The organism is Leifsonia poae, from assembly GCF_020009625.1.
GTDB classification, from domain to species: Bacteria; Actinomycetota; Actinomycetes; order Actinomycetales; family Microbacteriaceae; genus Leifsonia; species Leifsonia poae_A.
Genome location: NZ_JAIHLP010000002.1, coordinates 3,233,561 through 3,253,924 on the forward strand (window position 1 = coordinate 3,233,561; position 20,364 = coordinate 3,253,924).

Sequence of the window (20,364 nt, forward strand, 5' to 3'; positions counted from 1 at the left end):
CGCGGGGTCAGAGCAGGCGTTCGGCGAGACGAGCGATGCGGAGCGAGGGCGAATCGGAAGCGGGATCAGAGGGGGACGCGGAGGGACCCCAGCACGACGAGAGGGCACCCCAGGCGACCGTCCAGCGCAGCATGCGGTGAGGGTCGATCCCGGTCGAATCGGCGATCACCTCCACCTGCCGCTTCAGGCGGCCCGGCGCGAGAGCGAGCGAGGCGGACGGGTTGCAGAGGATATTCGCGTAGTCGAAACCGCTGTCGCCGATGAGGTGCTTCGGGTCGATCGCAAGCCAGCCGTCGCGTCCGAAGTCGAGCACATTGCCGTGGTGCAGGTCACCGTGGAGCACGACCTCATCGACAGGGTCCGCCAACAGCGCGACCGCGATCGCGGCGGCCCGCTTCAGGATGCCGCCACGGGCGTCCGGATGCTCGCGCGCCCGATCGAACAGGTCGCGGAACCAGATCGGCAGCGTGACCAGACCCTCCGGCAGCGGCCGATCCGTCACAGCGTGGAGTCGCCGGGCCGCCCGGCACAGGATGCGTGTCGCCTCGTCGTCTCCCTCCGCGCCGCTCCTCGAGAGCCCCGCCAGTTCTCGGAGACCGGTGGCGCGGGCCAAGACCAGCGCATCCCCGTCGACGGCGAGCACAGCGGCGGCGCCGCGACCGGCCCACCAGCGCATCACCCGACCGCCGGCGGCCTCTTCGGCGACAGTGGCGACCTTGAGGAACGCGGGACGGCCGGCGAGGCGCACCGGTTGCAGCACGCTGCTCGGGGTAGTGAAGGCCTCGCCGTCCTCGGTGAGGCCGAACGAGGCGCGGTACGGATCGAGGTCGATCATCCGGACGCGGCCGCCTGGGCGAGGTAGGCACCGGGTGTCGACCCGATCACGGTCTTGAACTCGTGACCGAAGTGGGCCTGATCGACGTAACCGAGTTCGGCAGCCAGCCCGGCCAGCGGGGGAGCGTTGCCGGAGCGCAGCGCGGCGGCGGCCTCCTGCAGTCGGTAGCGCTGGATGAGCCATTTGGGGCCGAAGCCGATGTGTCCGGCGACGAGGCGTTGCAGGTGCCGCACGCCCAGGCCGAACCGGTCTGCGAGTTGTTCGACACGCACGAGCTCCCGATCGTTCTCGACGGCTTCGACGATCGCGTTGACGAGCACCGCATCCGCGCCCGGTGGCGACAGGTCGACCGCCGCCCACCGCTCGAAGGCGGCAACCGCTCCCCGATCGTCGCCTGCGGACATCGCGACCCGGATGCGCCGGATCGCGCCGTCGAGGCCTCCAGGCTCGAGCCGGTCGATCGGCACCGCGGGCGGAGCGGTGCGCAGGCTCGCACCGACCAGGGCTCGCGCCGAACCGGGGTGGAACAATACGCCGAAGGCCCAGCCTGTGCCGGTCAGCACCGTGTCGGACCGCCCCCGCTTCGCCCGGTGCAGCGCAGCATCCCCGGCCTCGACCACCAGGTTGCTCGCCGGGTATTCGAGAACCTGCTGCCGGACCGTGACGCCGGCGGGCAGGCTCCAGCGGGGCAGCCAGTAGTGCCGCACGAGGGTTCTCATGGCCTCACCCGGCCAGAGGCGCGCGATCTCGACCGGTCCGACGCCCGGTGTCAGCAGACCTTTGCTGCGCGGCGCGGCCGAGGTGGCGGGAAAGGGCGCGGTCACGCTGCAATACTTTCACGGTGAGTGAGATCCGTCCCTATCGTTCCAGCGACCGTGAGGCGGTCGGTCAGATCTGTGTGCGCACCGGCGCGAGCGGGCAGGATGCGACCGGTCTTTTCAGCGACGACCTGCTGCTGCCCGATATCTTCGCCTTCCCGTACCTCGCCTTTCAGCCTGACCTCGCTTTCGTGGTTGACACCGGCGAGAGCGTCGCAGGGTACGTGATCGGCGTGGCCGACAGTCTCGCCTACGTCGACTGGTACCGCCGGGAGTGGCTGCCGGGCTTCCGGGGGCGTCACCCGGTCGGTGCCGGGATGCCGGATCGCGATCGCGAGATGATCGAATACGGGCTCGAGATCGGCGGGAGCGTCGTTGCGGAGGTGGCCGAGTTCCCTGCCCATCTGCACATCGACCTCGTGCCGGAGCTGCAGGGCCAGGGATTCGGGCGGGCACTCATCCGTCGTCTGCTCGCCGAGCTGAGGGCGCGAGGAGTGCCAGGGGTGTACCTCACCATGTCGTCGTCGAACCGTTCGGCGCGGGCGTTCTACGACCGGCTCGGCTTCTGGGAGCTCCCGTCGAGCACGCCAGACTCGCCGGCCCTCGCGCTCCGCACCGACGCCGACGTTTAGCGGTCACCGACCGAATCGGGGGAACCGCTCGAACCAGTAGAGGAGTTCGGGCGAGGTGCGGCGCAGCTCGTTCAGCGTTACCGATTCCGGACGCTTGGTGAGCGGCACGTCGAGCTCCTCGGCCACGCGTTCCATGTCTTCGAGCGCCCAGAACTGGCCGCGCATCCGAATGAGCACCCGCCCGTTCTGTCCTGTCACGAAAAGCTGCGGCAGCGTGTCGAGGGTGCTTCCCTCGTAGAGGTCGATGAGCACGGCGGCCCCCGCCGTTCTCGCGGGGATGTCGACCGTCCGCCCGAAGAAGCCGCGCTCGCGGACGCCGTCGGGGCCGAGCTGGATCGTGGTGCTGAAGAAGGCGAGCACGGCCAGGGTGGTCGCGACCACGACGAGGATGTGGATGCCGAGCACTAGCGGCCAGGCGCCATCCGGGATGGTCAGCCAGTAGAGCACCGCGAAGACGGGCGTGGTGAGGGCGAGGATCGCGACGATCCCCCGGGTGAACAGGTGGGCGTGCGGGCGCAGCACCGTGGTTCGCGGTGTCAACGCTCTCTCTTGCTCAATCGAGATCCCCTCCATGTCTTCGAGCCTCGCGCATCGAAACCGGCACCGGTAGCGGCATTTTGGGGGACACCAGCACCCCAGATCGGGTGCCAGCCGACCGTCAGCATACGTCGCTCGGCCGGGCGTATGGTGACAGTCATGGCCCGTGGAAGAGGAACGGTCGAACCGTCAGACGATCTCGGCATCCCGTGGGGGATGCGGGTCGCGGCCGGGTGGTCGTGGCGCCTGCTCGCGGTGTTCGCCGTGGCCGCTGTCGTGATCTATCTCGTTGCGGTGTTCGAGCAGATCGTGGTGCCCTTGCTCGTCGCTCTGCTGATCTCCGCGCTGCTCACCCCGACCGTCATCGCGCTGGCGAAGCGTGGTTGGCCGCGCTGGCTGGCGATCGTCGTCGCGCTCGTGGCGTTCACCGCGGTGGTCGCCGCGCTGGTGGTGCTGATCGTGTGGCAGGTGCGGGCAGGGCTTCCCCAGCTGGAACGCGAATCCGTCGCCGCATACGACCGCGCCCGCGACATCCTGAGCGACCCGCCCTGGAACGTCTCCGACAAACAGTTCGCCTCGTGGATCGCCAGCGCGGGCGCGTTGGCGCAGAAGGACAGCGGCGTCCTGATCGGCGGCGCGGTGAAGGTGGGGAGCACTGTCGGCCATGTGCTCGCCGGCGCTCTCATCGCCCTCTTCGCGACGATCTTCATGCTCATCGACGGCCGCGGAATCTGGAACTGGATCGTGCGCCTGTTCCCCCGGGCCGCGCGTTCCGCCGTCTCGGCCGCCGGCGACTCCGGCTGGTTCACGCTCACCCGCTTCGTGCGAGTGCAGATCGTCGTCGCTGTCGTGAACGCGATCGGCATCGGTGCCGTTGCGTTCTTCCTCGGGCTGCCGCTTGCCGTGCCGATCGGGGTGGTCGTGCTGTTCGCATCGTTCATCCCGGTGATCGGCGCGATCGTCAGTGGCGTGATCGCCGTGCTGATCGCCCTCGTCTACGCCGGACCGGTGCAGGCGATCATCATGCTGGCCGGCGTGCTGCTCGTGCACCTGCTGGAGGCGCACGTACTGCAGCCGCTGCTCGTCGGGGGAGCGGTGAAGGTGCACCCGCTCGCCGTCGTGATCGGTGTCGCGGCGGGGACCGGCATCGCCGGGGTGCCGGGTGCACTGTTCGCTGTTCCGCTGATCGCCACGGTCAATGCGATGGTGACGACGATCGCCGCAGGAAAGTGGAGGATTCAGGAAATCGAACCCGACGAGGCGCCCCGATAGGCGCATCCCCCTCACACGCCCGCAAAATTATCGCAGCATGCTGCGAGACCCCTGCAAGCCGTGCCCGGAAACGTTCAGACTCGGGTGGCGACCGGCTTCGGGAACGGCCACCGGTCTCGACCTCTCAGAGGAGCGCGGCATAGACGTGCTCCGTCAGGAGCGGTGCGAGAACCAGGCCGGGTTCGAAGGCTCCGGGCGTGACCCAGCGGAGCTCCTCGATCTCGTTACCGACCGCCGGGGTTCCGGTGAGCGGGGCGGTGAAGACGTGGCCGAGCACATCCGTGTCGGCCTCGTTGGCGGCCGCCGCACGCCACGTGCCGAGCGGAACGAGCTCAGCAGGGTCGATGGTCAGCCCGACTTCTTCCGAGATCTCGCGGATCGCGGCCTCGGCGGGCGTCTCCGCGGGTTCGAGCTTTCCGCCCGGGAGCATGAACGCGTGGGTCCCCGCCTTGCGCACGGTCAGGATGCGCCCCTCCCCATCGCGGAAACACACCGCGGACACCGTCAGTGTGGTTCGTGCGGTCATCGGATGCTCCTCGTCTGGTCTTTCTCGCCGGCGCAATGCTCCTGCCACCCTGTCACAAGAGAACCGCATCCGATTGACATGTCACGGCTGTTTGACCCGCCCCGCGCGAAACACGTACGTCGACGACGGCGGCTACTCAACATGCGGTGCGGGACTACTGCATGTCACCTCCGTTCGAACCGGGTGCCCCGCCGATGCATAGGCTGGCTAGCGATCGACTTGTCCTGAAGTACCAACACAGCCTTCTGGTCTGTTAGTGCGACAGCGGCCGACCAAGGTCGCTTCTGCTTCGCGTGGACGGGTTGCCCGGAGCAGAAGCCCGACGAGTTGATCCGACGCGGGGGCGGTAGGCATCGGGTAGCGTGCCGTCCCCGTGATCCTCCGTCGTGGTCAGCCCGGCCGTCATCACTCACAGACCGGAGACGTGTGTTGGTGCTCCAGGACGCGTCGATCGCGTCTCGAGCGTAGACCGCGCTGCGCAGCGATTATGGGTCGCTGACGGCTGGGGCTACCGTGTGCAGAGGGGGTCTCGGTGAGCAAGAAGAAGCCCAGGATGATCGGGCGTGAGGCATCATTGGCGATGGCGATCGCGTTGATTCAGGCTGGATCGAGCGTCGATGTCGTAGGAAGTCGCGGCAGCGGGCGGAGCGCGTTTCTGCACGAACTGAAGCGTCGCCTGGAGAGCAAAGACTGGACAGTCTTAGTGGTGCGCGGGGTCGCGTCGTTGAAGTCGAATCCTCTCGTCGCGATGCAGCTCGCAGGAATCGGTGAACCGGCCGACTCTCGGCATCCGGTCACCATTCAGCGAATGGCTGAGGCGTTGACTCAGCGGATCCGACCGCCGAAGACCGTCCTGTTCCTCGACGACTGGGATGACCTCGATGAAGCGTCGTGGGGTGTTGCGGAGTCGGTTCGCCGCTGGGAGGGCCTGCCGATCGTGTTGTCCCGGCTACAGGGACTTCGGGCCCGCCACACACCGAGCGGGCTCGAGGCATCGACGATGGAGCCGTCATACGTGATCGACATGGCTCCCGTGAAGTTCGAGGAGCTCGAAGAGGTCGTCTCGGAACACCTCGGGGGCCCGATCGATCCCGGCGCGATCAGCCGCGTGTATGCGAAGTCTGGTGGGGTTGTCGGGTTGGCGATCAACCTGGTCGACGCTGCCGTGCGGGAAGGGCGGGTGCGGCTCGACGCCGGTCTATGGATCGCGACCCGGGATCTGTGGAGCCCTGGTCTGCGCGGGGTGGTCGAAGCGTATCTGGAGGCGTTGGACAATGACGCTAGGGATGCGCTGGAGATCATCGCCCTGATCGGAGTGAGCGACACCGAGACCGTGCGGCGGCTCGTCGATTGGGAGACGCTGGAGCGGCTGGAGGAGCGGGCGATGATCCAGCTGTATGCCTCGGGGTCGCGCCAGTTGGTGACGGTCGTCCCTCCGTTGCTCGTCGAGTTCTTCCGTCACGAGCCTCGCGCGGCCCGGCGCATCCGTTTGACCGAGCACATCATCGACAGCTTGGGCTCCTCGGGGTCCGCCGATGCGATCGTGGTGGACCAGATTCCGGAGGGTGCATCGGTCGCAGACTCTGATGCCCTCTTCGTCCGGTTGGTTCAGGAGGGTGCACGCACGAGGCGCCTGGTCACTCACGCCGAATGGGTTCGGTCGCCGAATCCGTCAACCGCTGTGCCGTACTTGAAGGCGTTGCTCGCTGTCCAGCAGCCGGCCGGCCGAGTCGACCACGTGCTGGACCACACCATCGATGGCGACGGCGATGAGAGAGCGCACACCGAGTTCGCGGTCATACGGGCGCAATGGCGAGCTTACGTACACCGGGATGTCGATGGGGCTCTCGCCGAGCTGGCGGCGGTCGCACCTGTGCACGCGTTCGGGCGCATGGCTGACGCGGCCGCCGTGACGATAGAGACGAACCTTCGAGGAGTTCCAGACGATTTCGCCGACCGGCTCGAGGTGACGGATGATCTGCCGGAGTCGATCCGCATCACCTTGTGGGAGGCGCAGATGGCAGTGCTTCTCGCACAGGGTCGGTTCGACGGCGCCCGACGGGTCTTCCAGAACATCCGCGACAGCGACAAGAGCGCTGTCGGCTTCCTGCCCAGCGTGCTCTTCGGCCTGGTGCTGCTGGGCGAGGGAGACCACTCAGCAGCTCTCGCCTGGGCTCAGCGCGGCTACGACGAAGCCCACGGGTATTTGGATGTCGACGGAATGCGAGCGCATGCCTACGTCGCGTGCCTGTGCCTGACCGTCCAAGGCGCTTACTCCCGTGCGGAAGAGATGATCGGGACCGTCTTCGCCATCGGCGACCCGCCCCCGTTCCCACGTTCGAGCCAATTGGCGCTCCTGAACATCGCATCCGTCATCGCGGTTCGACGAGGGCGCAGTGCGTTGGCAGAGCGGTACGCGAATGAACTCGACGCGCTTCCCGTGCCCGACGGGCCGATGCCCGGGCAATCTCGGTTCTGGTCGCATGCACAACTCCTGGTCTTCGCCGGTCGGCATTCGGAGGCCGCCACCGTCGTGTGGGAGGGGTCCGACACGTTGTGGGACCGTGGTGCGCGCTTCTCTGCGGTGATGGGTTATCTGACCTGCCTGGAGGTCGAGCGGTCGCCAGAACGACTCCAGGTCGCAGTCGGACGGGCACGAGAACTCGGTGGGGAGTTCCTTCTCGCTCACGCCGACTACGTCCAAGCCTTCGCCGACGAAGATGTCGATGCTTTGCTCGCCCTGGTTCCGCGCTTGGCTGCCACCGGTCGTCTGGGACACGCGGTATCGGCATTCAGCCACGCCGTGGACATTCTCACCGATCGAGGAGAAACGGCAGGCGCCACGGCTGTCGCGGCCGAGCGTCAGACGTTTCTGGAGTCGCTCGGCTCGAACGACTACGACGTGACTCGCTTCATGACCCGAGCCGTCACCTTGACGCAGCGCGAGCTGGAGATCGTCGAGTACGTCGAAAAGGGACTGTCGAACGGGCAGATCGCTGCGCACCTCGTTCTGAGCGTGCGCACGGTTGAGAGTCACCTGCATCGGATCAGCAGAAAGGTCGGAGCCCGCAACCGCAAGGAACTCGCAGAGCTCGTCAGCGGTATCCAGCCGTAGTCAGCTCTGGCCGACACGAATTGACTGCAGATTGGTCAGGTGGCGGAGAGTGGGGGATTCGAGGCCGGGTGAGTGCTGCGCGTGCACCCGCGACGCGTCGTGGATGATTGGCGGAGAGTGGGGGATTCGAGGCCGGGTGAGTGCTGCGCGTGCACCCGCGACGCGTCGTGGATGATTGGCGGAGAGTGGGGGATTCGAGGCCGGGTGAGTGCTGCGCGTGCACCCGCGACGCGTCGTGGATGATTGGCGGAGAGTGGGGGATTCGAGGCCGGGTGAGCGCTGCGCGTGCACCCGCGACGCGTCGTGGATGATTGGCGGAGAGTGGGGGATTCGAGGCCGGGTGAGCGCTGCGCGTGCACCCGCGACGCGTCGTGGATGATTGGCGGAGAATGGGGGATTCGAACCCCCGAGGGCTTGCACCCAACACGCTTTCCAAGCGTGCGCCATAGGCCACTAGGCGAATTCTCCTGACGGGCGAGGTTCCCGGTCCGGAACAACGCCAGAAAGCATCCTACCGGTTTTCGGCGGCGCTCTCGTGCCATGGGCGCCCAGGATGACCCGCTACACTGGTTCAGGCTCCTCACGTGGCGCCATCCAGGCCAACTCCCCCAGGGCGGAAACGCAGCAAGGGTAACCGGGCTCTGGCGGGTGCGTGGGGGGTCTTTTTCTTTCTCCAGCGCATTCCCCGGGGTTGCTGTGGATGTCGGCCGCCGCCGCAGTTGCGCGGGTACATTTGTGGGGACGATCGCCGTGATCCGAGGGCCATCGCGCATGACGACGGAGGTTCGACCACCACCATGAGCAGCACCGTTCGCCCGACGTTCGCCCGGGTCGTCTGAGCCGTGGCCAGCTCGATCTACATCACGTCCGCCGAGGGTCACACCGGCAAATCGACTGTCGCGCTCGGCGTCTTGGAGGCGCTGCGGCATTCGGTGGGCCGGGTCGGGGTGTTCCGGCCGATCGCCCGTTCGACGGTGGAGCGCGACTACGTGCTGGAGCTGCTGCTGGAGCGGGTGACCACGCCGCTGGAGTACGAGCAGTGCATCGGGGTCACTTACGACGATGTGCACGCGGATGCGGAGGCTGCCCTTTCGGAGATCGTGCACCGGTTCCGCGCGGTCGAGGCGCTGTGCGACACCGTGGTGATCCTCGGATCGGACTATACGGATGTCGGCAGCCCCACCGAACTCGGCTTCAACGCCAGGATCGCCGCGAACCTGGGAGCGCCGGTGCTGCTGGTGCTCGGTGGCCGGGTGGGCCAGGGGCTCGGCGAGCGGCTGGGGCAGGCGGATGCGCGCACCGGCGACGATCTGCGGCAGCTCACTGACATGGCGATGGCCGAGTTGCGCGACGAACATGCGGCGCTCCTGGCCGTGATCGCGAACCGGTCCGATCCGGCAGCGCTCGACGCCATCGTCGCGGCGGTGGGCGCTTCGGTCGCGGCGTCGCCGGTCGGCGACGCGGTTCCGGTGTGGGCCATCCCGGAGGATCCGTTTCTCGTCGCCCCGAGCATCCGCTCGATCATGGAGACCACCGGGGCCACCCTGCTCGCGGGGGATGAGGCCCTGCTCGCACGGGAGGCGCTCGGCGTCGTGGTCGCCGCCATGTCGATGGACAATGTGCTCCCGCGCCTGATCGAGGGCTCGGTCGTGGTTGTTCCGGGTGACCGCACCGAGGTGCTGCTCGCCGTGCTCATGGCGAACGCCTCCGGCACCTTCCCCTCGATCGCCGGCATCGTGCTGAACGGCGGGTTCGATCTGCCCGAGCCGATCGAGCGCCTGATCTCGGGCCTCCGCTCGACGTTGCCGATCATCAAAACCGATCTCGGCACCTATGACACCGTCGTGCGCATCACGCACGCGCGGGGTCGTCTTGCCGCCGACTCCCAGCGCAAATACGACACGGCGCTCGCACTGTTCGAACGTTTCGTCGACGCGGATGCGCTCCTTGCGCGCCTCGACGTGAGCCGGCGGGATGTGGTCACCCCGCTCATGTTCGAGTACGACCTGCTGGAGCGTGCCCGTGCCGCGAACAAGCACATCGTTCTTCCTGAGGGCGAGGACGATCGCATCCTGCGCGCCGCCGCCACGCTGCTGTCGCGCGGCGTCGCCCGGCTCACGATACTCGGCGAGCCGTTCGAGGTGCGATCGCGGGCGGTGGAGCTCGGCCTCGACCTCTCGCAGGCCGAGGTGCTCAGCCCGTTCGACGATGTGCTGCGGCTGCGTTTCGCCCAGGAGTACGCGCGGCTGCGGGCGCACAAGGGCATCACGCTCGACCAGGCTTCGGATACGGTCACCGACCCGTCGTATTTCGGCACGATGATGGTGCAGCTGGGGCTCGCCGACGGCATGGTGTCGGGGGCATCGCACACGACGGCCCACACAATCCGCCCGGCGTTCGAGATCATCAAGACACGGCCGGAGGTCGCTGTGGTCTCCAGCGTGTTCCTCATGGCGCTCGCCGATCGGGTGCTCGTATACGGAGATTGCGCCGTCATCCCCGATCCGACGGCCGAACAGCTCGCCGATATCGCGATTTCGTCGGCCGAGACCGCGGTGCAGTTCGGCATCGAGCCTCGGGTCGCCATGCTGTCGTACTCAACGGGCGAGTCGGGGTCGGGCATCGATGTCGACAAGGTCCGCGCGGCGACGGCCCTGGTGCGGGAACGTGCGCCGCATCTGCCGGTGGACGGTCCGCTGCAATACGATGCGGCGGCGGATGCGGCGGTCGGCGCGGCCAAGCTTCCCGGCTCGGCGGTGGCCGGGCGGGCGACGGTGTTCATCTTCCCCGACCTGAACACGGGCAACAACACCTACAAGGCGGTGCAGCGCAGTGCTGGGGCCGTGGCGATCGGACCGGTGCTGCAGGGCCTGCGCAAGCCGATCAACGACCTGTCGCGGGGTGCGCTGGTGGACGACATCGTCAACACGGTCGCCATCACGGCGATTCAGGCGGCGCTCTCGTGAGCGCCGTGCTCGTCATCAACAGCGGCTCTTCGTCGTTCAAGTATCAGCTGATCGACATGGAGAACGAGAGGCCGCTCGCCAGCGGCCTGGTGGAACGGATCGGTGAGGACTCCGGACACACCACGCATCACGGTCCGGGGGGAACGAGCGAGCGCACGCTGGCGATCCCGGATCACACGGCCGGCTTCCGAGCGATGCTCGACGCATTCGACCTCCACGGCCCCGGCCTGGAAGAGTTCCCGCCGGTCGCGGTGGGGCATCGGGTGGTGCACGGCGGCAAGCGGTTCTTCGAGCCGACGGTGGTGACGCCGTTGGTCGAGATCAACATCGAAGATCTCGCCGACCTGGCGCCGCTGCACAATCCGGCCAATCTGCAGGGCATCCGTGCGGCCGAGAAGGCGTTCCCGGATGTTCCGCACGTCGCGGTCTTCGACACGGCCTTCCATCAGACGCTCGCGCCCGAGGCGTACACGTATGCGATCGACGCGGCTCTCGCCGAGAAGCACCGGGTGCGGCGATACGGGTTCCACGGAACCTCGCACAAGTACGTGTCAGAGGAGGCGGCGAAGTTCCTCGGCCGTCCGCTCGGCGAGCTGAAACAGATCGTGCTGCACCTCGGTAACGGGGCCTCGGCCTGCGCCATCGACGGCGGCCGCTCGGTCGACACCTCGATGGGGATGACGCCGCTGGAGGGTCTCGTGATGGGCACGCGCTCGGGTGACATCGACCCGGCCGTCCTCGTGCACCTCTCGCGTCGGGCGAACCTCGACACGGATGCGCTCGACGACCTGCTGAACCGCCGCAGCGGGCTGCTCGGTCTCTCGGGCCGAGGCGATATGCGGGATGTGTTGAACGCGGCAGACCGCGGCGAGCCGGCCGCGCGCGTGGCGCTCGACACCTATCTGCACCGGCTGAAGCACTACATCGGCGCCTATCTCGCCATCCTCGGCGGACTCGATGTGCTCACTTTCACCGCCGGTGTCGGCGAGAACGCGGCGGCTGTGCGGGCCGGCGCGCTCGACGGTCTGGCGGGCATCGGCATCCGACTGGATCAGGAACGGAATGCGGCGCGGTCTTCCGTCGCGCGGATCATCTCGACCGACGACTCGCCGGTGACGGTGCTCGTCGTTCCGACCGACGAAGAGCTGGAGATCGCGCGGCAGACGCTCGTGGCGGTCGGCCTCCGGGGGTCGACGACCGGGTGACCCCCGGCCGGCGAGGGTGACGGCGCAGTCATGCGGGTGCGGCTCTGTCGGAAGCGGACGGTGCTCGGCGCCGCCGGCGCGCTGGTTGTCGTCGCACTCGCGCTGAGCGGGTGCACCGCCGGAACGGGAACCGGAGTCGAGGTGGGGCCGCGGTTCGTGTCACCGCCGTTCCTGCGCTATTCATCCGTGCTCTGGCCCTCCCCGCTGGAGCTGGTGGGCGCTGAGCCCGGCAGCCGGCTGCGGTTGGTGGCCACACTGCCCACGCCGCGCGGAGTCTGGTCGTCGTCGGCGACGTACACGGTTCCACCGTCGGGCACGGTCGACCTGGCGGCGGAGCACCCTCAGTTCGCACCGTTCGCCGTGCCCGATTCGGCGGGACTGTTCTGGTCGCTGCGCGGGCCCCGTCTCGGCCAGGCCGAATCGGTGGAGCTGTGGATGCGGTCTGCTGCCGTCGTGACGGTGAACGCGTTCGCGGAGGGGCGTCGCATCGCTCATCGGGTGTTCGTGCTCGACGGTCTCGCCGAGAATCTGCGCCAGAACACCGTCACCGTGAACGATCTGGGGGCCGCCGTCGGAGGGGGAGCGGCGGCACCGCATCCCGGGGCCGATCCGCCGGAGACGCACGCAGACGGGCCGGTCGGCACCTTCTACGGGGCGACCCCCTCGAACGGCCCCCGCTCTCCGGCTGTGGTCGTGTTCGACGATGCCGCCGACGGCGCCTCTGCCGACTATGTCGCCCCCGTGCTCGTGGCGTTCGGCGCGTCGGTGTTTGTGCTCCCGGTGGCACGTGACGCGGGAGGGGTCCGTGTCGACGGTTCTGTCGACTCGTCGACGTTCGGGGCGGTGCTCGACTGGCTCGCCGCCCGACCAGACATCGATCCGCGGCAGGTCTTCACCTACGGCACCGCGCAGTCGGAGCAGCTCGCACTGTGGGCGGCCGCCCGGTTCGCGCCTCGGGTGAGGGGAGTGTTCGCTGCCGGGGGCTCGACGGCACTGCTCTGCCGTGCGGGCGGTCGGGTGTCTCCGGCGTTCGACGGAGGCGTGGGCGAATCGTGTCAGCGGGGCGAGGCGTTGACCGGAACGTCCGCCGTCCTGTCGTTGGCCGCTGTGCCCGGCCCGGTCGTGCTCGCCTGCGGGGGCGCGGATGCGGTGCTCGTCGACGCCTGCGCCTGGCAGCACGCCGCAGAGCAGCTGCGCGGTCCCCGCGTCGGTGACGTACTGATCCGCTCGGACGCGGCTTCACACGCGGTGTCCGTTCCCCCGGGGCTGCCTCTCGCGTTGCCGCCGATGGGGGCGCAGCAGACCGAGATGGCGAGGGTCGCGTTCTGGAATGCGATCGCGGAGACGCTCGTGACGGCGGAGCGATCATGAGGCGTGTCGTGGTGGCCGGGCTCGCCGTGCTGGCGGTGGTGACGGCTCTCTCCGGTTGCGCGGTCGGCCCGGGTCAGGAGGTCGGGCCGCGTTTCGCGCTGAGTCAGAATCCCAGCGCGGTGGGGTCACGCATCGGTATCCGGGTGCTGGCGCTCCCGCCCGGCCAGTTCGTCACGGTGAGCGCGACGGTGACCGCCGGCGATGTCTGGTCATCGCAGGCGGAGTACACCGTTCCGCCCGATGGCGAAGTCGACCTCGCGACGGAGGCGCCGCTCGACGCCCCCTTCCGCGGTGCCGACGGCATGGGGCTGTTCTGGTCGCTCGCAAACGCCGAAGGCACACCGGCCACATCCGACGAGACCTGGGGCGGGGCCACGCAGACCGTCGATCTCGCGGCCACCGTCGACGGTCGTGTCGTGGCGCGCACCGCCGTGCAGCGGATCGGCTACGCCACCATGGCACCCTCGAGGGCGGTGTTCGACGACGGGATCACCGGCGACTACTTCCGGCCCACCCGGGGATCGGTGGGTGTGCGCCCGGCCGTCATCGTGTTCGACGGCACCGACAGCGGCGTGCCGGCCGGCGTGCTCGAGGCGTCGCAGTTGGCGGCGATGGGGTACCCCGCCCTCGCCCTCTCCACCTTCGGATCTGCCGGCCAGTCGAATCCGAGCCAGACCTTCCCCGCGGAGCGGTTCGTCTCGGCGCTCGACTGGCTGCGCTCGCAACCGGGCGTCGACGCTCAGCACATCTTCACGTTCGGTTCGTCGCGCGGCGCGCAGCTCGCCCTCTGGAGCGCCGCGCAATACGCCGGCGACGTCTACGGCGCCATCGCGCCCGGTGGGACCACCGGTCTCATCTGCAACTCGCCGGTGACGAGTCCGTCGGTGACGGTCGACGGTGTTTGGGTGCCCTGCAGCACCACGACGCTCGATGTCAGCCCAGAGGCGGTGCTGCCGCTGAGCGTCATCCCGGGGCCGATCGTGCTCGGCTGCGCGGGCCACGACGAACAGCTCGGCAATGGATGCGCCTGGATGACGGCGGGCGAGAAGGCCCGCGGTCAGCGCTCCGGCGATGAGTTCGTCGACGCCCCGGATGCAACCCACCTCTTCTATCTCCCTCCATACACCCCGCTCGACCTCCCGGCGGAGCCGTACACGCAGGCGACGGAGAGCGCGAGAGTCGCGTTCTGGGCGGCGGTCGCGGCCGCACTATCGGCGCCGTCGACCATCCCCGGCCGATAGCGACCTCCAGCCACCGCACTGTCAGCGGCGCCAACTACGATGAGGGGGTGGTTACCGCACTGTATCGCCGCTATCGGCCAGACACCTTCGCCGAGATGATCGGGCAGTCGCAGGTGACGGAGCCGCTCATGACGGCGCTCCGCACCAATCGGGTGAACCACGCCTATCTGTTCAGCGGCCCGCGCGGCTGCGGCAAGACCACATCGGCGCGCATTCTGGCCCGCTGCCTGAATTGCGCCGAAGGCCCGACCGACACCCCGTGCGGCAAATGCTCCAGCTGCATCGAGCTAAGCCGCGACGGCGGAGGATCGCTCGACGTGGTGGAGATCGACGCCGCCAGCCACAACGGTGTCGACGATGCCCGCGACATCCGCGAGCGGGCGATCTTCGCTCCGGCCCGCGACCGCTACAAGATCTTCATCCTCGACGAGGCGCATATGGTCACGCCGCAGGGCTTCAACGCGCTGCTCAAGATCGTCGAGGAGCCGCCGGAGCACGTGAAGTTCATCTTCGCGACGACCGAGCCCGAGAAGGTCATCGGCACCATCCGGTCACGCACCCACCACTATCCGTTCCGGCTGGTGCCGCCCGCGCAGATGCTCGAATACGTGCAGTCCCTCTGCGACAGCGAAGGCGTCACGGTGGCGCCGGGCGTTCTGCCGCTGGTCGTGCGCGCGGGCGGCGGTTCCCCCCGCGACACCCTCTCGCTGCTCGACCAGCTCATGGCCGGCTCCGACGGCGCGACCGTCGACTACGAGCGGGCCGTCGCGCTGCTCGGCTACACCCACGCCGCCCTGCTCGACGAGGTCGTCGACACGATCGCCGCCCGCGACGCCGCCGGCGCCTTCGCCGCCGTCGACCGCATCGTGCAGACCGGGCAAGATCCCCGACGGTTCGTCGAAGACTTGCTCGAACGCCTGCGCGACCTCATCGTCGTCGCGGCGACGAGCGCCGAGGGCGCAGCCGCCGTGCTGCGCGGCATCCCGCAAGACGAGCTCGACCATATGAGCGTTCAGGCCCACAAGTTCGGCGCTGCCGAACTGTCGCGTTCGGCCGATATCGTCAACGCCGCCCTCACCGAGATGACCGGCGCAACGTCGCCGCGCCTGCACCTCGAGCTCATGATCGCCCGTGTCCTCGTGCCGTCGAGTGACGAGTCGGAGCGCGGCGCGCTCGCTCGTGTCGAACGGCTCGAACGTCGTGTCGGCGTGAGCGATGCGGTCACGGGCGCGTCGTCGGCCGCCCCGGCTGCGCGGCCCGAGCGGGCCGCGGTCGCGACGCCCGCCGCCCGCGTGACCGGTTCCGCGCCGGTTGCGACCCCCGCACCGGTTGCGACCCCCGCGCCGGCCCCGGCTTCGCCCGTTTCGGCGCAGCCTGCGCCGACGGAACCTGCGCGGCCCGCCGCGGCGTCGACCGAGACTGCCGCTGCGGAGCCCGTGTCGGTGTCTGCAGCGGCCGCGCCTGCTGCATCCGAGCCTGCTGCGGCCGCGCCTGCTGCATCCGAGCCTGCTGCATCCGAGCCTGCTGCATCCGAGCCCGCTGCATCCGGGCCGGTCGCGCCCGAATCCGTCGCTCCCGCATCCCCTCCCGCGGCGCCGGCGCCCATCGGGCCGGTCACGACCCAGCAGGTGAAAGATGCCTGGCCCCAGATCCTCGACGCCGTGCAACGCGCCAAACGGAGTGCGTGGATGGTCGTCTTCACCGCGCAGGTCCGTTCGCTCAACGACGACGTGCTCTCGCTCTCCTTCCCGAGCGATAACGATGTGGCGAGCTTCCGCCAGCAACAGTCCGGAGGCGCGCTCGGGGTCAGCGAGTATCTGCGCCAGGCGATTGTCGACCTTCTCGGCATCCGGGTGAAGTTCATCGCCAAGACCGACGGATCCGGCGGTCCGTCCGGAGGTTCCGGCGGCTCGTCGACCGGTCCTGTCGCTCCGAAAAGTCCGTCGAGCGGCCGGAGCGCGTCAGACGCGCCCGCCGCGGCCCCCGCGCAGGTTCCCTCCTCGGCATCGGACGTTCCCCGCTCGCCGACCAAGGAAACGTCTGCCGCTGCCGAGCCCGCGGCGGTCACCACGGAATGGGCCGTCGCCACGATCCCCGGTGGGTCGGCGGAGACGCCCGTGGCGTCCGTTGCCGCGCCTGTCCCGTCCGCTACTGCGCCCGTTGCACCCGCTGCCGCGCCGACGGCGGTCGCCTCACAGAGCGCGGTCGCCACCCGCGAACGCGCGCCCGAGATCCCGTACGACGATGTGCCGCCCCCCGAGAGCGAGCCGCCGTATGAGCCGCCGCTCCCCGACGAGCCCGACGACGGCTGGGCGGTGGAGACCGGCCCGGGCGTCCCCGCCAGAACGATTGATCCTGCGCCGTCCGCGCAGCGCCAGTCGACCCCGTCGGAATCGGCCCGCGCGACCGCCGCGCCCGCCCGATCCACCGCGGCTTCGGCCGCGGGTGCCCGCACCCCCACCTTCCAGGCGCCGCAGCGGTACGGCGAAGCGGTCGTCCGCGAGATCCTCGGAGCGACGTTCATCGAAGAGCAGGCGGCCCCGCCCGCCGGACTGAGGTAACGCGTGTACGAAGGTATCGTTCAAGAGCTCATCGACGAATTGGGCCGGCTGCCCGGCATCGGGCCGAAGTCGGCGCAGCGCATCGCGTTCCACATCCTGCAGACAAAGACGTTCGACGTCACGCGTCTGGCCGAAGTGCTGCTCGAAGTGCGCGACAAGGTGCGGTTCTGCGAGATCTGCGGCAACGTCTCCGAGCAGGAGACGTGCTCCATCTGCCGCGACCCGCGCCGCAACCCGGAGCTGATCTGCGTCGTCGAGGAAGCCAAAGATGTGGTCGCCATCGAACGCACCCGCGAATTCCGCGGGCTGTACCACGTGCTCGGCGGCGCCATCAGCCCCATTGACGGCGTTGGACCGGACGACCTGAGCATCCGCCAGCTGATGCAGCGCCTCGCCGATGGCACGGTTCAGGAGGTCATCATCGCGACCGACCCGAACCTCGAAGGCGAGGCGACCGCCACGTACCTCAGCCGCCTGCTGACCACCCTGGAGATCCGCGTCACCCGGCTCGCCTCCGGGCTACCTGTGGGCGGCGACCTCGAGTACGCCGACGAAGTGACCCTCGGCCGCGCCTTCGAAGGCCGCCGCCTCGTCACGTAACCCCTACCTCCGTCCTGCCCCGCCCTTCTCAGTGCCCGTCCTTCTCAGCGCCGCCCTTCTCAGCGCCGCCCTTCTCCGGGCCCGTCCCTCTCAGCGAAGGGGGCAGAGGGGGCGGTGTCATATGCCGGAGGGGGCAAGTGCGGGCGGATAGAATAGGGGCTCCGGCTTGACAGCCTCTAATCCCAGGAGTGTTCGTGGCCCTTATCGTGCAAAAGTACGGCGGATCGTCCGTCGCCGACGCCGAAAGCATCAAGCGCGTCGCGAAACGCATCGTCGAGACCCGCAAAGCGGGCAACGAAGTCGTCGTGGCCGTCTCTGCCATGGGTGACTCGACGGACGAGCTGCTCGACCTCGCGCACGACGTCACGCCCATCCCGGCACCGAGGGAGCTCGACATGCTGCTGACTGCCGGTGAGCGCATCTCGATGGCGCTTCTCGCCATGGCGATCCGAAGCATGGGCTACGACGCACGCTCGTTCACTGGAAGCCAGGCGGGCATGATCACGGATGCACAGCACGGCGCCGCGCGCATCGTCGACGTGACCCCCGGTCGCATCCGTGACGCCCTCGATGAGGGGGCCATCGCGATCGTCGCCGGGTTCCAGGGCTTCAACCGGGACACCAAAGACATCACGACGCTCGGCCGTGGCGGTTCCGACACCACCGCCGTCGCCCTCGCCGCCGCCCTCGGTGCCGAGGTCTGCGAGATCTACACCGATGTCGATGGCGTGTTCACCTCCGACCCGCGCGTGGTTCCCGCCGCGCGAAAGATCGACCGGATCACCAGCGAAGAGATGCTCGAACTCGCCGCAGCCGGGGCCAAGGTGCTGTATATCCGCGCCGTGGAATATGCCCGACGACACAACGTGACCCTGCATGTGCGTTCCTCGTTCAACAACACCGAGGGAACGCTCGTTCTCAACGAAGCAGCGGCGGAGGCCGCGAATCAGAAGGATGGTAGCCACGTGGAAGAGCCCATCATCGCCGGTATCGCCACCGATCTGAGCGAAGCGAAGATCACAGTCGTCGGCGTGCCGGATGTTCCCGGAAAGGCCGCCCAGATCTTCAAGATCGTCGCGAAGACCGAGGCCAACGTCGACATGATCGTGCAGAACGTGTCGGCCGCTGCCACCGGTCTCACCGACATCTCGTTCACTTTGCCGAAGTCGGAGGGGCAGCGGGTGCTCACGGCGCTCAACGCCGAACAGCAAGATGTGGGTTTCCAGACCCTGCAGTACGACGACCAGATCGGCAAACTCGCCCTGGTGGGTGCCGGAATGCGCACGAACACCGGCGTCTCGGCCAAACTTTTTGCCGCGCTCTACGAAGCCGGCATCAACATCGAGATGATCTCCACCAGTGAGATCCGCATCTCGGTCGTCACCCGGGCCGACAGCGTCAACGAGGCGGCCCGCGTCGTGCACACGGCCTTCGGCCTCGACGGCGACACGCAGGCAATCGTCTACGCGGGCACCGGCCGCTAGCCCGCACCCGTGCGGAGTGGCGCGTTCCCGTGGGAATGGCGACCGCATCCGCATCGTTCGACTTTTCAACACATCGACCCGAAGGGCTTCATCGTGAGCGAGACCACAGGATTGACCGTCGCCGTCGTCGGCGCCACCGGCCAGGTGGGCAGCGTGATGCGCCGTCTGCTCGACGAGCGCGCGTTCCCGGTCGGGCGCATCCGCTTCTTCGCCTCTGCTCGGTCTGCGGGTACAACGCTGCCGTTCCGCGGAGAAGAGATCGTCGTCGAAGACGCGGCAACCGCGGATGTCGCCGGTATCGACATCGCGCTCTTCTCGGCCGGCGCCACCGGTTCGAAGGCTCAGGCCCCGCGGTTCGCCGCGGCCGGCGCGATCGTCATCGACAACTCGAGCGGCTGGCGCATGGACCCGGATGTTCCGCTCGTCGTCAGCGAGGTGAACCCCGAGGCGATCGCCGAGGCGCGCAAGGGCATCATCGCCAACCCCAACTGCACGACGATGGCAGCCATGCCCGTGCTCAAGGTGCTGCACGACGAGGCCGGCCTGGAACGCCTGATCGTGAGCACCTACCAGGCCGTGTCCGGATCCGGTCTCGCCGGAGCCGAGGAGCTCGCCGGACAGATCCGCACCGCTGTCGCCGATGAGAACCTGCTGCAGCTCGTGCACGACGGCTCGTCGGTGCCGATGCCCGAGCCCGTGAAGTATGTGCGTCCGATCGCCTTCGATGTGATCCCGCTCGCCGGTTCGATCGTCGACGACGGCGACAACGAGACCGACGAGGAGAAGAAGCTGCGCAATGAGAGCCGCAAGATCCTCGGTCTGCCCGACCTGCTCGTGAGTGGAACCTGCGTGCGTGTTCCGGTGTTCACCGGCCACTCGCTGTCGATCAACGCCGAGTTCTCGAGGCCGATCTCGCCGGCTCGGGCCGAGGAGCTGCTCGCGGCTGCGCCGGGCGTCGAGCTCACAGACGTTCCGACCCCGCTGGAGGCCGCCGGAAAAGACCCGAGTTTCGTGGGCCGCATCCGTCAGGATGAGGGTGCTCCCGCCGGTCGTGGGCTCGCGCTCTTCATCAGCAACGACAATCTGCGCAAGGGCGCCGCGCTCAACGCGGTTCAGATCGCCGAGCTGGTGGCGGCTCGTCTCGCCGCTGAGCCCGTCTCCGCCTGACCGGCGCCGGTCGTTCTGCGCCGTGCGCGGCGCT

15 protein-coding genes, 1 tRNA gene and 1 other RNA gene are annotated in these 20,364 nt (G+C 68.5%); 12 read left to right on the forward strand and 5 right to left on the reverse strand.

The genetic code is table 11. From position 1 onward, the window contains the following. Positions 1-7 precede the first annotated feature (7 nt). Together K5L49_RS16190 and K5L49_RS16195 are read right to left on the reverse strand one after the other, a co-directional pair. Positions 8-835, reverse strand: a complete 828-nt coding sequence (locus tag K5L49_RS16190) for an aminoglycoside phosphotransferase family protein (RefSeq protein ID WP_223694332.1) — start codon at positions 833-835, stop codon at positions 8-10. Beyond that, entirely contained in the window at positions 832-1,659 is an 828-nt protein-coding gene (locus tag K5L49_RS16195; RefSeq protein ID WP_223694334.1) for a helix-turn-helix domain-containing protein, read from the reverse strand. The genes K5L49_RS16190 and K5L49_RS16195 overlap by 4 nt, the downstream gene beginning before the upstream one ends. Positions 1,660-1,676: 17 nt before the next feature. On the opposite strand from K5L49_RS16195, the gene K5L49_RS20550 reads away from it, so the two are divergent. Continuing rightward, on the forward strand, positions 1,677-2,285 hold the full coding sequence (locus K5L49_RS20550; RefSeq protein ID WP_223694336.1) for a GNAT family N-acetyltransferase: 609 nt from the start codon (positions 1,677-1,679) through the stop codon (positions 2,283-2,285). Between the two features lie 3 nt (positions 2,286-2,288). On the opposite strand, the gene K5L49_RS16205 is transcribed toward K5L49_RS20550, so the two are convergent. Further along, positions 2,289-2,825, reverse strand: coding sequence for a hypothetical protein (locus tag K5L49_RS16205; RefSeq protein ID WP_223694338.1), 537 nt, complete (start codon positions 2,823-2,825; stop codon positions 2,289-2,291). A 156-nt stretch (positions 2,826-2,981) separates the two neighbouring features. On the opposite strand from K5L49_RS16205, the gene K5L49_RS16210 reads away from it, so the two are divergent. Continuing rightward, positions 2,982-4,094, forward strand: a complete 1,113-nt coding sequence (locus K5L49_RS16210) for an AI-2E family transporter (protein WP_223694339.1) — start codon at positions 2,982-2,984, stop codon at positions 4,092-4,094. Between the two features lie 124 nt (positions 4,095-4,218). On the opposite strand, the gene K5L49_RS16215 is transcribed toward K5L49_RS16210, so the two are convergent. Beyond that, positions 4,219-4,620 carry an NUDIX hydrolase gene (locus K5L49_RS16215; RefSeq protein ID WP_223694341.1) on the reverse strand — a complete coding sequence of 134 codons (402 nt, stop codon included), beginning with the start codon at positions 4,618-4,620 and terminating at the stop codon, positions 4,219-4,221. A gap of 532 nt (positions 4,621-5,152) precedes the next feature. On the opposite strand from K5L49_RS16215, the gene K5L49_RS20555 reads away from it, so the two are divergent. Continuing rightward, a complete protein-coding gene (locus K5L49_RS20555) occupies positions 5,153-7,735 on the forward strand; it encodes a helix-turn-helix transcriptional regulator (RefSeq protein WP_223694343.1) in 2,583 nt (860 codons plus the stop codon). 380 nt (positions 7,736-8,115) lie between these two features. Here the strand turns inward: K5L49_RS20555 and K5L49_RS16225 are convergent. Beyond that, a tRNA-Ser gene (locus K5L49_RS16225) sits at positions 8,116-8,203 on the reverse strand. A gap of 103 nt (positions 8,204-8,306) precedes the next feature. Here K5L49_RS16225 and ffs point away from each other — a divergent pair. The 9 genes from ffs (at position 8,307) to K5L49_RS16270 (ending at position 20,330) form a co-directional block, all read left to right on the forward strand. Then, an RNA gene (gene ffs / locus K5L49_RS16230) (signal recognition particle sRNA small type) lies at positions 8,307-8,403 on the forward strand. A gap of 174 nt (positions 8,404-8,577) precedes the next feature. Then, the gene (pta, locus tag K5L49_RS16235) at positions 8,578-10,701 is read left to right on the forward strand and encodes a phosphate acetyltransferase (protein ID WP_223694345.1); all 2,124 of its coding nucleotides are present in this window, start codon (positions 8,578-8,580) and stop codon (positions 10,699-10,701) included. Next, entirely contained in the window at positions 10,698-11,906 is a 1,209-nt protein-coding gene (locus tag K5L49_RS16240; RefSeq protein WP_223694347.1) for an acetate/propionate family kinase, read from the forward strand. Before pta ends, K5L49_RS16240 begins: the two co-directional genes overlap by 4 nt. Before the next feature lie 60 nt (positions 11,907-11,966). Next, positions 11,967-13,277 (forward strand): acyl-CoA thioesterase/bile acid-CoA:amino acid N-acyltransferase family protein, encoded by a 1,311-nt coding sequence (locus K5L49_RS16245; RefSeq protein WP_223694348.1) that lies wholly within the window; start codon positions 11,967-11,969, stop codon positions 13,275-13,277. After that, a complete protein-coding gene (locus K5L49_RS16250; RefSeq protein WP_223694350.1) occupies positions 13,274-14,518 on the forward strand; it encodes an acyl-CoA thioesterase/BAAT N-terminal domain-containing protein in 1,245 nt (414 codons plus the stop codon). The genes K5L49_RS16245 and K5L49_RS16250 overlap by 4 nt, the downstream gene beginning before the upstream one ends. A 47-nt stretch (positions 14,519-14,565) precedes the next feature. Further along, complete coding sequence (locus K5L49_RS16255; RefSeq protein ID WP_223694352.1) at positions 14,566-17,079, forward strand: DNA polymerase III subunit gamma and tau; 2,514 nt, start codon at positions 14,566-14,568, stop codon at positions 17,077-17,079. A gap of 3 nt (positions 17,080-17,082) precedes the next feature. Further along, positions 17,083-17,679, forward strand: coding sequence for a recombination mediator RecR (gene recR, locus K5L49_RS16260; protein WP_223694354.1), 597 nt, complete (start codon positions 17,083-17,085; stop codon positions 17,677-17,679). A gap of 194 nt (positions 17,680-17,873) precedes the next feature. Further along, positions 17,874-19,163, forward strand: a complete 1,290-nt coding sequence (locus K5L49_RS16265; protein WP_223694356.1) for an aspartate kinase — start codon at positions 17,874-17,876, stop codon at positions 19,161-19,163. A 93-nt stretch (positions 19,164-19,256) separates the two neighbouring features. Continuing rightward, on the forward strand, positions 19,257-20,330 hold the full coding sequence (locus K5L49_RS16270) for an aspartate-semialdehyde dehydrogenase (RefSeq protein ID WP_223694358.1): 1,074 nt from the start codon (positions 19,257-19,259) through the stop codon (positions 20,328-20,330). Positions 20,331-20,364 lie beyond the last annotated feature (34 nt).

What these genes read in the sequence shown, in the direction of transcription:
- K5L49_RS16250 (WP_223694350.1), top strand. Translation starts at nt 13,274, where the DNA reads ATGAGGCGTGTCGTGGTGGCCGGGCTCGCCGTGCTGGCGGTGGTGACG.
- K5L49_RS16215 (WP_223694341.1), bottom strand. Translation starts at nt 4,620, where the DNA reads ATGACCGCACGAACCACACTGACGGTGTCCGCGGTGTGTTTCCGCGAT.
- K5L49_RS16190 (WP_223694332.1), bottom strand. Translation starts at nt 835, where the DNA reads ATGATCGACCTCGATCCGTACCGCGCCTCGTTCGGCCTCACCGAGGAC.
- K5L49_RS16210 (WP_223694339.1), top strand. Translation starts at nt 2,982, where the DNA reads ATGGCCCGTGGAAGAGGAACGGTCGAACCGTCAGACGATCTCGGCATC.